Annotated in this window: 13 protein-coding genes and 1 pseudogene; 9 read left to right on the top strand and 5 right to left on the bottom strand. The window is 58.2% G+C overall.

Annotated features, from left to right (window positions below; translation table 11 throughout):
- Positions 1-126 precede the first annotated feature (126 nt).
- The 3 genes and pseudogenes from MKS11_RS23785 to kbl form a co-directional block, all read right to left on the bottom strand.
- Positions 127-207, bottom strand: a pseudogene (locus MKS11_RS23785) (glycosyltransferase family 2 protein); the annotation flags it as partial.
- A gap of 169 nt (positions 208-376) precedes the next feature.
- Positions 377-1,402, bottom strand: a complete 1,026-nt coding sequence (tdh, locus tag MKS11_RS23780) for an L-threonine 3-dehydrogenase (RefSeq protein WP_004205051.1) — start codon at positions 1,400-1,402, stop codon at positions 377-379.
- 12 nt (positions 1,403-1,414) lie between these two features.
- Positions 1,415-2,608, bottom strand: a complete 1,194-nt coding sequence (kbl, locus tag MKS11_RS23775; RefSeq protein ID WP_017900044.1) for a glycine C-acetyltransferase — start codon at positions 2,606-2,608, stop codon at positions 1,415-1,417.
- Positions 2,609-2,821: 213 nt separating this feature from the next.
- Between kbl and rfaD the strand changes: the two genes are divergently transcribed.
- From rfaD to MKS11_RS23750, 5 genes are read left to right on the top strand one after another with little or no spacing between them, the layout of a single operon-like run.
- Positions 2,822-3,754, top strand: a complete 933-nt coding sequence (gene rfaD, locus MKS11_RS23770) for an ADP-glyceromanno-heptose 6-epimerase (RefSeq protein WP_004205054.1) — start codon at positions 2,822-2,824, stop codon at positions 3,752-3,754.
- Positions 3,755-3,762: 8 nt separating this feature from the next.
- Complete coding sequence (gene rfaF / locus MKS11_RS23765) at positions 3,763-4,821, top strand: ADP-heptose--LPS heptosyltransferase RfaF (protein WP_043522716.1); 1,059 nt, start codon at positions 3,763-3,765, stop codon at positions 4,819-4,821.
- A gap of 3 nt (positions 4,822-4,824) precedes the next feature.
- Positions 4,825-5,796: a lipopolysaccharide heptosyltransferase RfaC gene (gene rfaC / locus MKS11_RS23760; protein ID WP_004205056.1), complete on the top strand. Its 972-nt coding sequence runs from the start codon at positions 4,825-4,827 to the stop codon at positions 5,794-5,796.
- Positions 5,796-6,704, top strand: coding sequence for a sugar glycosyltransferase (locus MKS11_RS23755; RefSeq protein WP_087771078.1), 909 nt, complete (start codon positions 5,796-5,798; stop codon positions 6,702-6,704). Before rfaC ends, MKS11_RS23755 begins: the two co-directional genes overlap by 1 nt.
- Positions 6,682-7,851 carry an O-antigen ligase gene (locus tag MKS11_RS23750; RefSeq protein ID WP_049092430.1) on the top strand — a complete coding sequence of 390 codons (1,170 nt, stop codon included), beginning with the start codon at positions 6,682-6,684 and terminating at the stop codon, positions 7,849-7,851. The genes MKS11_RS23755 and MKS11_RS23750 overlap by 23 nt, the downstream gene beginning before the upstream one ends.
- Before the next feature lie 44 nt (positions 7,852-7,895).
- Here MKS11_RS23750 and MKS11_RS23745 read toward each other — a convergent pair whose 3' ends face one another.
- Together MKS11_RS23745 and MKS11_RS23740 are read right to left on the bottom strand one after the other, a co-directional pair.
- Positions 7,896-8,975, bottom strand: a complete 1,080-nt coding sequence (locus tag MKS11_RS23745) for a glycosyltransferase family 9 protein (RefSeq protein ID WP_057212694.1) — start codon at positions 8,973-8,975, stop codon at positions 7,896-7,898.
- A gap of 18 nt (positions 8,976-8,993) precedes the next feature.
- Positions 8,994-9,956: a polysaccharide deacetylase family protein gene (locus MKS11_RS23740; protein WP_087771077.1), complete on the bottom strand. Its 963-nt coding sequence runs from the start codon at positions 9,954-9,956 to the stop codon at positions 8,994-8,996.
- 111 nt (positions 9,957-10,067) lie between these two features.
- Here MKS11_RS23740 and rfaQ point away from each other — a divergent pair, with 111 nt between their 5' ends.
- Genes rfaQ through MKS11_RS23720 form a run of 4 tightly spaced genes read left to right on the top strand, consistent with a single transcriptional unit; the run spans position 10,068 to position 14,384 of the window.
- Positions 10,068-11,144 (top strand): putative lipopolysaccharide heptosyltransferase III, encoded by a 1,077-nt coding sequence (gene rfaQ / locus MKS11_RS23735; protein ID WP_087771076.1) that lies wholly within the window; start codon positions 10,068-10,070, stop codon positions 11,142-11,144.
- The gene (locus MKS11_RS23730; protein ID WP_060656571.1) at positions 11,141-12,268 is read left to right on the top strand and encodes a glycosyltransferase family 4 protein; all 1,128 of its coding nucleotides are present in this window, start codon (positions 11,141-11,143) and stop codon (positions 12,266-12,268) included. Before rfaQ ends, MKS11_RS23730 begins: the two co-directional genes overlap by 4 nt.
- Positions 12,269-12,270: 2 nt before the next feature.
- Complete coding sequence (locus MKS11_RS23725; protein WP_087771075.1) at positions 12,271-13,365, top strand: glycosyltransferase; 1,095 nt, start codon at positions 12,271-12,273, stop codon at positions 13,363-13,365.
- A gap of 29 nt (positions 13,366-13,394) precedes the next feature.
- A complete protein-coding gene (locus tag MKS11_RS23720) occupies positions 13,395-14,384 on the top strand; it encodes a glycosyltransferase (protein WP_284109722.1) in 990 nt (329 codons plus the stop codon).
- Positions 14,385-14,475 lie beyond the last annotated feature (91 nt).

Below are 14,475 nucleotides of genomic sequence, written 5' to 3'. Positions count from 1 at the left end.
CTTCGGCTTCGCGGAGAATACTGATGATCTGTTCGTCGGAAAAACGCTTCTTCATGGGGATGTCCTCATGTGGCTTATGAAGACATTACTAACATCGGGGTGTACTAATCAACGGGGAGCAGGTCACACCCTCAGCAGCGGGGGCAGCACCTCCATGAGCAGACGTGCAGAGTTACAGGTCAGTAAGCATACGGAGAGTTTAAGCATGATAGTTACAAAGTTAAACCGCGACTAAACACACTGTATAAGCGAATAACCGTAAAATCGATGTAGAAATTGTGCGCTTGATATTAAGCAGGCTAAAAATGTTATCCAAATCTAAATTAAGGCGCCCGCAGGCGCCTTTTTTGCTGGTTTTTACAACAGACCGGAGGCGTTATTCCCAGCTCAGAACCACTTTACCAGACTGGCCGGAGCGCATGGCGTCGAAACCCTTCTGGAAGTCGTCAATGCCGAAGCGGTGGGTGATGATCGGTGAAAGATCCAGACCAGACTGGATCAGCGCCGCCATCTTATACCAGGTTTCGAACATCTCGCGGCCGTAGATCCCTTTGATAAACAGCCCCTTAAAGATGACCTTGGTCCAGTCGATGGACATATCTGACGGTGGAATACCCAGCATCGCGATACGACCGCCGTGGTTCATGGTATCCAGCATGCTGCGGAACGCCGGCGGCGCGCCGGACATCTCCAGGCCCACGTCGAAACCTTCAGTCATCCCCAGCTCGGCCATCACGTCATTGAGGTTCTCTTTCGCCACGTTCACCGCGCGAGTGACGCCCATTTTGCGCGCCAGCTCGAGACGGTACTCGTTAACGTCAGTGATCACCACATTACGCGCGCCGACGTGTTTCGCCACCGCCGCCGCCATCACGCCGATCGGGCCGGCGCCGGAGACCAGCACGTCTTCCCCCACCAGATCGAAGGAGAGCGCGGTGTGCACAGCGTTGCCGAACGGGTCGAAGATAGACGCCAGGTCATCAGAGATATTGTCGGGGATTTTAAAGGCGTTAAAGGCCGGGATCACCAGATACTCGGCAAAGCAGCCCGGGCGGTTGACGCCCACGCCAATGGTGTTGCGGCACAGGTGGGTACGGCCCGCGCGGCAGTTACGGCAGTGGCCGCAGGTGATATGCCCTTCGCCGGAGACGCGGTCGCCAATCTTAAAGCCGCGCACTTCCTGGCCAATCCCCACCACTTCGCCGACATATTCGTGCCCGACCACCATCGGTACCGGAATAGTCTTCTGCGACCACTCATCCCAGTTGTAGATGTGCACGTCGGTCCCGCAAATGGCGGTCTTGCGGATTTTAATCAGCAGATCGTTATGGCCGACTTCCGGTTCCGGTACGTCGGTCATCCAGATGCCTTCTTCCGCTTTCAGTTTGGATAACGCTTTCATCTCACACCCTTATTAGGCGATGACGCCCAGTTGTTTACCGATGCGGGTAAAGGCTTCCACCGCACGCTCAATTTGTTCAGGGGTATGCGCCGCCGACATCTGGGTGCGAATACGCGCCTGGCCTTTCGGTACCACCGGATAGAAGAAGCCGGTGACATAGATCCCTTCTTTCTGCAGCTCGCGGGCAAAGTTCTGCGCCACCACCGCTTCGCCCAGCATCACCGGAATGATGGCGTGGTCGGCGCCCGCCAGAGTGAAGCCTGCCGCGGTCATTTTTTCACGGAACAGACGCGCGTTGGCCCACAGGCGATCGCGCAGGTCTGCACCCTCTTCGACCATCTCCAGCACTTTGATGGAGGCGGCCACGATGGCCGGCGCCAGAGAGTTGGAGAACAGATACGGACGGGAACGCTGGCGCAGCCACTCGACCACCTCTTTGCGTGCGGCAGTGTAGCCGCCGGAGGCGCCGCCCAGCGCTTTACCCAGCGTGCCGGTGATAATGTCGACACGACCCATCACGTCGCAGTATTCATGGGAGCCGCGGCCATTTTCGCCGACGAAGCCGACGGCGTGGGAGTCATCGACCATCACCAGCGCATCGTATTTATCCGCCAGATCGCATACGCCTTTCAGGTTGGCGATCACGCCGTCCATCGAGAAGACGCCGTCGGTGGCGATTAACACGTGACGCGCCCCGGCGTCGCGGGCTTCTTTCAGGCGCGCTTCCAGCTCCTGCATGTCGTTGTTGGCATAGCGGAAGCGTTTCGCTTTACACAGGCGTACGCCGTCGATGATAGAGGCATGGTTCAGGGCGTCGGAGATAATGGCGTCTTCCGGGCCGAGCAGCGTTTCAAACAGGCCGCCGTTGGCGTCGAAGCAGGAGGAGTAGAGGATCGCGTCTTCCATACCGAGGAAATCCGCCAGCTTCTTCTCCAGCTGCTTGTGCGTATCCTGGGTGCCGCAGATGAAGCGTACCGAAGCCATCCCGAAGCCGTGGCTGTCCATACCGGATTTCGCCGCGTCGATCAGCGCCGGGTGGTTGGCCAGACCCAGATAGTTATTGGCGCAGAAGTTAATCACGTGGCTGTCGCCGACGGTAATGTCCGCCTGCTGCGCCGAGGTGATGATGCGCTCTTCTTTAAACAAGCCTTCGGCCCGAGCGGTCTCCAGATTGCTAGTTAACTGTTTGTAGAAATCACCACGCATTGCAACTCTCCAGATTCGGCAAAATTTGGCACATATTACCCAAAGCTATACGCTGATACGAGATGATGCATGCCTGAATGAATTATTTGCAGCATAAATCACGTCAGCCCAGCACCTTATTCTGCGAATGGCTGTAGGCTTGCTCATGTGGTGATATGATATGAGCATTCATGTCCGGATTGTCTCCGGGCTCTCAACTTCAAAGGTACAGTTATGATCATCGTAACCGGCGGCGCAGGCTTTATCGGCAGCAACATCGTTAAAGCGCTGAACGACAAGGGCATTACCGACATTCTGGTTGTCGACAATCTGAAAGACGGCACCAAGTTTGTGAACCTGGTTGACCTGAACATCGCTGACTACATGGATAAAGAAGACTTTCTGATCCAGATTATGGCAGGCGAAGAGTTCGGCGACATTGACGCTATCTTCCACGAAGGCGCGTGCTCTTCCACCACGGAGTGGGACGGCAAGTACATGATGGACAACAACTATCAGTACTCCAAAGAGCTGCTGCACTACTGCCTGGAGCGCGAAATTCCGTTCCTGTACGCCTCTTCGGCAGCCACCTACGGTGGACGCACCAGCGATTTCATCGAGTCCCGCGAGTACGAGCAGCCGCTGAACGTCTACGGCTACTCCAAATTCCTGTTCGATGAATACGTCCGTCAGATCCTGCCTGAAGCCAATTCGCAGATCGTCGGCTTCCGCTACTTCAACGTCTACGGGCCGCGCGAAGGCCACAAAGGCAGCATGGCGAGCGTCGCTTTCCACCTCAACACCCAGCTGAATAATGGCGAAAGTCCGAAACTGTTCGAAGGCAGCGACGGCTTCAAGCGCGACTTCGTCTACGTCGGCGACGTGGCTGACGTCAACCTGTGGTTCTGGGAAAACGGCGTTTCCGGCATCTTCAACCTCGGCACCGGCCGCGCGGAATCCTTCCAGGCCGTCGCCGATGCGACCCTGGCGTACCACAAAAAAGGCAGCATCGAGTACATCCCGTTCCCGGACAAACTGAAAGGCCGCTACCAGGCGTTCACCCAGGCGGATCTGACTAACCTGCGTAAAGCGGGCTATGACAAACCGTTCAAAACCGTTGCCGAAGGCGTAACGGAGTATATGGCCTGGCTGAATCGGGGCGCGTAAGAGATAACATGAAAATTCTGGTGGTAGGCCCGTCTTGGGTGGGCGACATGATGATGTCGCAAAGTCTTTATCGTACGCTCAGGGCGCGCTATCCCCAGGCGATTATCGACGTGATGGCGCCTGCCTGGTGCCGTCCGTTGTTATCGCGCATGCCGGAAGTGAACGAAGCGATCCCGATGCCGCTGGGCCACGGCGCGCTGGCTATCGGCGAACGCCGCAAGCTCGGGCACAGCCTGCGCGAGCGTCGCTACGATCGCGCTTACGTGCTGCCGAACTCGTTTAAATCGGCATTAGTCCCCTTCTTTGCCAACATCCCGCTGCGCACCGGCTGGCGCGGCGAGTTGCGCTACGGCCTGCTCAACGACGCCCGGGTGCTGGACAAAGACGCCTGGCCGCTGATGGTGGAACGCTACGTGGCGCTGGCCTACGACAACGGCGTGATGCGCTGCGCCAAAGATCTGCCGCAGCCGCTGCTGTGGCCGCAGCTGCAGGTCAACGAAGGGGAAAAGTCGCAGGCCTGCAGCGCCTTTAACCTGTCCAACGATCGGCCGATCATCGGCTTCTGCCCCGGCGCGGAGTTCGGCCCGGCAAAACGCTGGCCGCACTATCACTATGCTGCGCTGGCGAAAAAGCTCATCGACGATGGTTATCAGATTGCGCTATTTGGCTCGGCAAAAGATAACGAGGCCGGCAAAGAGATCATCGCCGCCCTCAGCAGCGAGCAGCAGGCCTGGTGCCGGAATCTGGCGGGTGAAACCCAGCTGGAGCAGGCGGTGATCCTGATTGCCGCCTGTAAAGCGGTGGTGACTAACGATTCGGGGCTGATGCACGTCGCCGCGGCGCTGGACCGCCCGCTGGTGGCGCTGTATGGCCCGAGCAGTCCGGACTTTACCCCGCCGCTGTCGCATAAAGCGCGCGTGATCCGCCTGATTAGCGGCTACCACAAAGTGCGCAAAGGCGATGCCGCCGAAGGCTATCATCAGAGCCTGATCGACATTACGCCAGAGCGCGTCCTGCAAGAGCTGAATGAATTGTTGACGGATAAAACCGGGCACGAGGAAGCGTAGCGGATGCGGGTATTGATTGTAAAAACCTCATCGATGGGCGACGTGCTGCACACGCTGCCCGCGCTGACCGACGCCGCGCAGGCTATCCCCGGCATCCGCTTCGACTGGGTAGTGGAAGAAGGCTTCGCGCAGATCCCCTCCTGGCATGAAAGCGTCGAGCGGGTGATCCCGGTGGCGATCCGCCGCTGGCGTAAAGCCTGGTTCTCCGCGCCGATCAAAGCGGAGCGTAAAGCCTTTCGCGAGGCCGTCCAGGCGGTAAAGTATGACGCCATCATCGACGCCCAGGGGCTGGTGAAAAGCGCTGCGCTAGTCACCCGCCTGGCGCACGGCGTCAAGCATGGTATGGACTGGCAAACGGCCCGCGAGCCGCTGGCCAGCCTGTTTTACAACCGCCGCCACCACATTGCGAAACAGCAGCACGCCGTGGAGCGTACCCGCGAGCTGTTCGCCAAAAGTCTCGGATACGCGAAACCCCAAACCCAGGGGGATTACGCCATTGCGCGCCATTTCCTGCAGCACGAGGCTAGCGCTGCCGCCCCCTATCTGGTGTTCCTGCATGCCACCACCCGCGACGATAAGCACTGGCCGGAAAACCGCTGGCAGGAGCTGCTCGATCTGCTGGCCGACAGTGGCGTCCGCATTAAGCTGCCGTGGGGCGCCCCGCACGAAGAGGCGCGGGCGAAGCGGCTGGCGGAAGGCCGGGAGTATGTTGAAGTGCTGCCGCGCATGAGCCTTGAGCAGGTAGCGCAGGTTCTGGCCAGCGCCCGGGCCGTCGTCTCGGTCGATACCGGCCTCAGTCATCTGACCGCCGCGCTGGATAAACCGAACTTCACGCTTTACGGCCCGACCGATCCAGGGCTGATTGGCGGATACGGTAAAAACCAGCACATCGTGCGGCCGGAAAACAGCGCCAGCACCGGCGATATTACCGCCAGCCGGGTTCATCTTCTTCTGCACAATCAGGGGCTGCTCTGATGGGATCTCTGTTTAAGCAGATCTATCGCTACACCCGCTCTCGCGCTTATCGTCACAATGAAAATCTGTGGCCTTTTACCCGCATCACCCGCGCGCCGAGCGGCGAAATAAGCGCGTTGCGCTATAAAGGGAAAACGGTGCCGCTGGTCAGCCTGAGCGCGCTGAAAAACAGCATGCAGGGTGAAGTCCTGCTGACCGCCACCGGCCCTTCGACCCGCAATATCGATTTTTCCCTGTTGTCGAAAACGATCCCAGTGATGGGCGTCAATGGCGCCTGGCATCTTGCCGACCGCCTGCACTTTTCGCTCTATACCATCGTCGACATGGAGTTTTTCGATAAGAAGCCGGACATTATCCGCGCTATCGTCAGCCAACCGGACATTCTGCTGTTCACCACCATGCATGGGATCGCCAAAATCGTCGATCGCTATGCGGACGCGCTGCGCTGCCGTTTGGCGTTGATTGAGGACGGTTGCTATAAGATTTACCAGCCGAAAGTCGCCAGCGAAGCGATAAAGCGCACTTACCAGCAGAATCCGGCGATGTGCTTTCATCCCCAGCGCCCGGATATCTGTTTTAGCACCGATATTCGCCAGGGCGTCTTTGATGCCGGTACGGTGGTCTACTGGGCGCTGCAAGTTCTCGCCTGGCTGGGCTTCAATACTATCCTGGTGAGCGGCCTGGATATGACCAATTTTAACCAGCCGCGATTCTACGAAACACAACAAGAAAAATTGCCTTCTTACCTGGCAACAAAAGTGGATACCCTCGTCATGCCCTCCTTTGCGCATGCCGCGCAGGTACTGCAGCAACGCCAGATCCGGGTGATTAATTTTTCCCCAGAAAGCGCTGTACCGGATACTATTTTCGAAAAGGTTGCGTTTAATGAGTACTTTAAAAGTGAGTAACTTCGCCCGACAGGGTTACTCGATTGTCTTTCCTTTGTTTTTATTTTTCAGCGCGATTTTTTGTATGTCCACCCGGACCAATAATCTGCTGCATTTATCGATCCTGCTGCTGTTGCTGTCGCTGGTACGCCAGGAAAACCGCCAGGCGCTGGCCGGCGTGTTACGCGAGCAGTGGCAGACCTGGACGCTGCTCGCGGCCTTCTTTATCTATTACGCCCTCAGTAACCTGTGGGGCCATACGCCCCAGCATATTGATTCGCCGATCACCCACGGTGTGTATCTGACGGGCTATCTGTTGCTGATGGCGATGCTGCTCAGCGACGAACGAACCCGCCGCCTGGCCATGCTGGCGGTGGTTGGCGGGATCACCGTGCTCTCGCTGTGGACGCTGATGTTCGACCACACGCTGGTCCTCACCGAACGAGCGGTCTCCCCCGAGAACCCCGGGCCAACAAACGTTATCGACCTTGCCGGATACTGCGGCATCGGCATCTTAATCTGCGGCATGCTACTGAAAGAAAAAGCCAGCCACTGGCTCTATCTGCCGGTGGCCATCATGCTGGTGATGATGCTGCTGACCCAAAGCCGCGGGCCGATCATCGCCCTGGTGCTGGCGGTCGGCTGTACGCTGCACCTGCACGTCTTCACCCGCCGCAACCTGCTGATCGCCGCGGCGCTGGCCGTGCTGGTGGCTCTGCTTTTGGTCATGACGCCGGTGGGCGACATGCTGCTCGCCCGTTTCGAAGAGTTGGGCACCCAAAGCGGGCTGCGTCTGAGTATCTGGCACCATACGCTGTCGGAGATGGCCAGCCAGCCCTGGCTGGGACGCGGTTTCAGCTATGAACTGGATTTCATCAACTACAGCGGCGAACACATCACCACCACCCACAGCGTGTATATGGGCGCCCTGCTGAAAGGCGGCATCGTGGGTTTACTGCTGCTGCTGGCGGTCATTGCCTGCGGACTCTGGCAGGCGTGGCGCAAGCGCCGCTCCGACAGCCGCTACAGTCTGGCGATCCTGTTTTACGCTCTGGTGTTTATGGCCTCGCAGGGGATGTTTATCATCAGCAACCCCCGGGAGACCTGGGTGCTGTTCTGGCTGCCGCTGGGCATTGCGCTCAGCAAAGGGCTGGCGGAAAAGCGTTAACAAAAAAGGGCCGCTGACGGCCCTTTTTTATAGTCACTTTTATATTAACTGCGGGCGGCGACCAGCCGGTCGGCCTGCTCTTTAATCACCGGCCACACCGACTCAATCGCCACATCGGCGACATTCGCTTCTTCACAGACGATCTGCCTCGCTTTGTCATAGCCCGGCGCCCAGATATGATAGCCGGGCAGGCCGGTATCCTTGAGTTTACGTTTGTTATAGACCGCCACCATCGGTTTATCGAAGGCGCGGGCGATATGCACGATCGAGGTGTCCGGCGTAATGACTAAATCACAGCTGCGGATCACCTCCACGGCGGAGTTGATGGTACTGTCGGCGATGTACAGCGCCATATCCAGCCCCAGCTGCTGAATCTTCTCACTGCGCCCCACCATCACGATACAGACCCGGTAAGGCAGAGCATGTAGCCGCTCGACCAGGGTCGCCACCTGATGACGACAGAAGTCTTTATCTTCGGAGGCGGTAAAAGGGTTAATGGCGATGCGCAGTGCGACCTCTCCGGCCTGGGAAAGCAAGCGCGCCACCTTCTCCCGCTCATGGCGGCAGCCGGGGAGATGGTAGTGATACGGGTGGTCGTCAACGACGCCAAAAAGCTTCACCACCTGTTTATAGCGCTGGGAAATATGGCTGTTGCTGTCAAAAAAAGCGATCGAATGATCGTAAAGTTTATAGGGCTCTTTATTAAACCCAATCACGCTGGTCGCCCGTAAATCGGCGAGTAATTTAAAACGTTCATAGCTGGTCACGTCATCAAAATCGATAACCGCATCAAAACCCGCCGCCCGTAACGTATTTAAGGACATGCGTGGTCGATATAAATATACTTGCTCGATGAATTCTGAGCCGGCTAATATTTCGCAGCATATTGGTCCGGTTAACACCGAAACCTGATATCCCCGTTCGGCCAGTATTCTGGCGCAGCCGGTGGTCACCACCATATCGCCGACTTTATCGTCCAGACGCAATAGCAGCACGCGGCGCACGGGGACCGGGTCGAAGGGTTTGCGCGCCGGCTTATTTCTGTATCGATAGTTAATTAAATTAAATTTAATGCCGCGGAAAAAAGCGTTCTTTTTCCGCGTCAATTGTTTAAGGATACGCATACGGTACCTTGAGCTGTGTTAGCGCTGTGTGATTTTCCGCTGGTAATATTCTGCCAACGTCATGCCCTTCACCTGCGGCGCCAGCCAGCTAAAAAAGGCTTCAAGGTCAGCGTATAAACGCTCAATATCCCGTTCATTCTGGAACGTAGGGCTGCCGCCGGGCATATACTCTGAAGAGTGGAGCATATATTCCACGTAGTCATTGCCCTGCGTCAACGTTTGTTCGACGACTTTTTTCATCGTCTCCACATTGCCGCCCATCGGTCGCAGCCAGTGTACGGAGGGGGAACGCACTTTGCCGCGCAGGCGGTCGTAGCCCTGCTTCACGCTGTTCATCCACGCGGAGTGCTTGTACTGAATGCTCATCGGCACTTCCAGCAGCGGCGAGTGGCCTTCGCGGCTGATGTCATTTTCATCGAGGAAATAGGCATGCTGCGGGAAGCGGCGATAATCGGTCCCGCCATCGCCCTGCGGCGCCCCCTTGGCGGTCTTCCAGTTCACCCGCGGGGTCACCGAGCAATCCACCTGATAACCGTGCTCCATCAGCAGACGCGCGTAGCGCTCGTCAAAGGCCCAGCGCCCGGCGCGATGGCTAACCATTTTGGTCTGGAAGGTGTCCTCCAGCAGATGCGTCATATAGTCGACCTTTTCACGCATCATGGCATCGCTGTATTCAATGAGATAAGGCTTATGCCGCCAGTCGTCGGCGGTCAGCGGCTCGGTCGGCGGGCTGTTCCAGGCATGCAAATGCATACCGACTTCCGCGGTGCCGCGGGCAATCACGTCTCTGGCGAATTCGATATAAAAGGGGTCGATGGCCATTTCATAGTTGGTCAAATAGACCGGTTTAAAGCCATACTTTTCGCAAAGTTGCTGAAAACGCGGGAGATAACGCGCATTCTCGGTGGTGATGCTGTCATGTTTTTGCCAGAGGTTATCGCCCTCTGTATCAATCGTGATGAGAAATGCGGGATTGTGCACGAAAACGTCCTCAGGCCATACGTATCGGGTCATGGTAGAGCAATACAACGCTTCTCTCAATCTGTCTGATCCCCTAGAATCGGAACCCTTAACCTGGATGAAGAACAGAGTATGACGCCTGAAACCCTCTCCCGCAGCCCCTTGAACCCGGCGCGGATCCTGGTCATTAAGCTGCGCCATCATGGCGACATGCTGCTGATCACCCCGCTTATTCACGCGCTGAAACAGCAGTACCCCGCCGCCATCGTGGATGTCCTGCTGTATGAAGAGACCCGGGATATGCTCGCCGCCAACCCCGATATTCACCAAATTTATGGTCTCGACCGCCGCTGGAAAAAGCAGGGGAAAAAGCATCAGTTGAAGATGCAATGGCAGCTCATTCAGACGCTGCGCCAGCAGCGATACGATATGGTGCTTAACCTTGCCGACCAGTGGCCGAGCGCGATTATCAGCAAACTGACCGGCGCCGCGACGCGGATCGGCTTTGATTTTCCGAAGCGTCGCCACCCGTTCTGGCGCTATTGCCACACCGCGCTGGCCGCCACCCAACAGCATAATCAGCTGCATACGGTACAGCAGAATCTCTCTATCCTCGCTCCGCTCGGTATCCAGTTGAACGACGCGCCGGCGCGGATGGGCTACAGCGAAGCAGACTGGGCCACCAGCCGCGCCCTGCTGCCGGAGGACTTTCGGGATAACTACATCGTCATCCAGCCAACGTCGCGTTGGTTCTTTAAATGCTGGCGCGAAGATCGGATGAGCGCCCTGATCAACGCGCTGTCCGCCGAAGGGTACGCGGTGGTGCTCACCTCCGGCCCCGACGATAGAGAGAAGCAGATGGTGGAGTCCATCATCGCCGGCTGCCCGCAGGCGCGGCTGCACTCTTTAGCCGGTCAGTTAACGCTGCGCCAGCTGGCGGCGGTGATCGATCACGCCCGGCTGTTTATCGGCGTCGACTCGGTGCCGATGCATATGGCAGCGGCTCTCGGCACCCCGCTGGTCGCCCTGTTCGGCCCCTCGAAGCTGACCTTCTGGCGTCCGTGGCAGGCGAAAGGCGAGGTGATCTGGGCCGGCGACTTCGGACCGCTGCCCGACCCGGACGCCATCAACACCAACACCGACGAACGTTATCTCGATTTAATTCCTACCGACGCCGTGATCGCGGCGGCGAAAAAGGTACTGGCATGAGTAAATTCAGGCTGGCTCTGGTGCGGCAGAAGTACCGCCCGGACGGCGGCGCAGAACGGTTTGTCTCCCGCGCGCTGGAAGCCCTCGACAGCAGTCATCTGCAGTTAAACGTCATCACCCGCGAATGGCAGGGACCGGTGAAGCCCGACTGGCAGATCCATATCTGTAATCCGCGCAAATGGGGGCGCATCAGCCGCGAGCGTGGGTTTGCCAACGCCGCGCGGGCGCTCTGGCAGCGCGAGTCCTTCGACCTGGTGCAGAGCCATGAGCGTATTCCCGGCTGCGATCTCTACCGCGCCGGCGACGGCGTTCATCGCCGCTGGCTGCAACAGCGCTCGCGCATTTTACCGGCCTGGAAAAGCCGCCTGTTGTTTGCCGACCGTTACCACCGCTACGTCATGCAGGCGGAGCGCGAGATGTACGAAGACCCGCATCTGCGCGGGGTGATCTGCAACGCCGAGATGATCAAGCGCGAGATCATCGAAGACTTTGGCCTGCCGGCGGACAAGATCCACGTTATCTATAACGCCATTGATAACCAGCGCTTCCTGCCGCCGGGCGAAGACACATTTGCCGCCTTACGCGCCAAATGGCAGTTGCCGCTGCAGGCAACCTGCCTGATTTACGTCGGCTCCGGCTTTGAGCGTAAAGGGCTGGCGGCGGCGATCCGCGCCATCGCCCCGACCGATCGCTATCTGCTGGTGGTTGGCAAAGATAAGGATCAGCCACGTTACCAGGCGCTGGCGAAGAGCCTGAACTGCGAAGCGCGGGTGCGCTTCTTCGGCATGCAGTCGGAAACGCTGCCGTTCTATCAGATGGCCGATGGCCTGCTGCTGCCCACCCTCTACGATCCGTTCCCCAACGTCATCCTCGAGGCAATGGCCTGCGGTCTGCCGGTGATCACCACCACCGGCTGCGGCGGGGCGGAGTTTATCGTCAACGGCCACAACGGTTACGTCTGCGACGCCCTGGATATCCCGGCGCTGCAGCAGGCGGTGATGGCCCTGCCCGCCCGCGCGCTGGGCTCCGTGGAAGGCGACCGCGCCCGCGAGCGCATCATGGCCTGCACCAGCGGGCGACTCTCCACCCAGCTGCTTTCCCTTTATCAGGATCTGGTGAAATAACGATGCGCATCTTATTTGTGATTGATGGATTGCCCGGCGGCGGCGCGGAAAAAGTGGTCCTGACCCTGGCGGCACAGTTCCTGCGCGACGGCGATCGGGTATCACTCATTTCGCTACGCGACGTCTGCGAGTACCCCTTGCCCGAGGGGCTCGACTACCAGGTGGTGGCCGATCGCTGCCGCAAACCCTGGCGCAAGCTAACCGAGCTGTCCCGCCGCGCCCGCCAGCTGGACGCCGCGGTCATCCGGGCCGAGCAGCAGGGACAATTTGACCTTGTGCTCTCCAACCTGCACAAAACTGACCGCATCGTCGCCCGCAGCCGGGCGCTGCGCGAGCGCAACGTCTGGTTCTGCCTGCACGGCGTCTTCTCGGCCTCTTATCTCGGTCACCGTACCGGCTTTGACCGCTGGATGAAGCAGCAGAAAATTAAGCGGATTTACCAGGGGCGCAATGTGGTGGCGGTTTCCGACGCCGTGGGGCGCGATCTGGTGGAAGCCTTCGCCCTGCGCCCGGCGCAGCTGAAAACCATCTATAACCCCTTCGATATCGCCGCCCTGCGCGCAGGAGCGGAAGCCGACAGCGAGCGCCCGGACGGCGACTACCTGATTCACGTCGGCCGCTTCCATCCCGGTAAACGTCACGACCGCCTGCTCGAAGCCTACGCGCAAAGCGGCATTGACGCGCCGCTGGTGCTGTTAGGACAGGGGAAACCGGAGCAAGAGCAACGCCTGCGCCAGCTGGCCAAAACGCTTGAGATTGAAGACCGGGTGTGGTTCAAGGGTTTTCAGAAAAATCCCTTACCGTGGATCAAAGGCGCGCGGATGCTGGTTTTGAGCTCGGATAGCGAAGGATTCGGCAATGTGGTAGTGGAGGCGCTGCTGTTACATACCCCGGTCGCCAGCACCCGCTGCCCCGGCGGCGTCACCGAGATCCTCACCGGCGAACTTGCCCGCGGTCTGGCGGATCTCACCAGTCCGGCGCTGGCTCAGACGATGCAAAGCATTTACCATAACCCGCCGGCCATCGACGATGCCGCGCTGGAAAAATTCAGCGTCGTGTCCATTTGTCAGCAGTACCGTCAGCTGCAGCGCACCTGACGCCGTTAGTTAACCAGGATCGAAGATTTATGAGTCAAACGCCTTTACTGAGCATCGTGGCTGCCGTCTACAACGGTGAGAAATTTCTTGCGCAATTCTTTGAGTGCATTGAACAGCAGCAGCTGGACAGCTATGAACTGATCCTGGTGAACGATGGGTCGACGGACAACAGCCTGGCGGTGATCTCCGAATGGCGGGATCGGCTGCAGAACGTCCAGGTGCTGGAGCAGGAAAACCAGGGCGTCTCGGTCGCGCGTAATACCGGCCTCACCGCCGCCAGCGGCAAGTACCTCGCGTTTCCGGACATCGACGATAAACTCTATCCGGGCATGTATCGCACGCTGCTGGAAATGGCCGAGAAAGCACATCTCGATGTCGCCACCTGCAACGGCACCTACGTGTACGAAAAGCACCGCGAGAGCCACCCGATCTTCCCGCTGGATCGCTTGCCCTCGACCGGCGTGTTGCCGGGCCATGTCTGGCTCAAGCAGGCCCTGGACTCGCGGAAATTTCTGCACGTCACCTGGCTCAATATCTATCGCCACGATTTTATCCGCCAGCATCACTTCCATTTCGAGCCCGGCCTGCGCCATCAGGATATCCCGTGGACCACCGAGGCGCTGCTGGCCGCGGAGCGCGTGCAGTACACCAGTCAGCAATTCTATGATTACTACATCCATTCTGAGTCGGTATCGCATAAGCCGGACAACGACGACACGCTGATGCGTTCGGCGCGCCATTACATGAAAATTCTGGAGATGCTGGAGGCGATCAACCAGCGTTACCCGGATAAAGTGCGCCATATCGCCGCCTGTCGCTGGCAGATCGCCAAAGAAGGCCTGGGGATCATCCACACCTTCGACAGCATGAAAGATGAGTCGAAAAAGCATGTTATTATTAAAGAATTCTTCGACCGCGGTATCTGGCGGTTAATCTGGAAAAACGCCTGTACTTTCCGTTTACGCTGGCGCCTGGGACGCCGTTATCTGCGTATTAAGCGTTATCGCCACGCGGGATAGACCAAAAACCCGCTGTTTCCGCCAAAGAGATAGCTTTACGCGGGCTAAATGCTTAGAATTTGCCCGCCAAAACAGAGAACGGATAAATAGT

Origin of the sequence: Klebsiella sp. K5-45 (assembly GCF_030128605.1) — a bacterium.
Classification (GTDB): Bacteria; Pseudomonadota; Gammaproteobacteria; order Enterobacterales; family Enterobacteriaceae; genus Klebsiella; species Klebsiella quasipneumoniae.
This window is presented reverse-complemented; position numbering and strand designations above follow the sequence as displayed.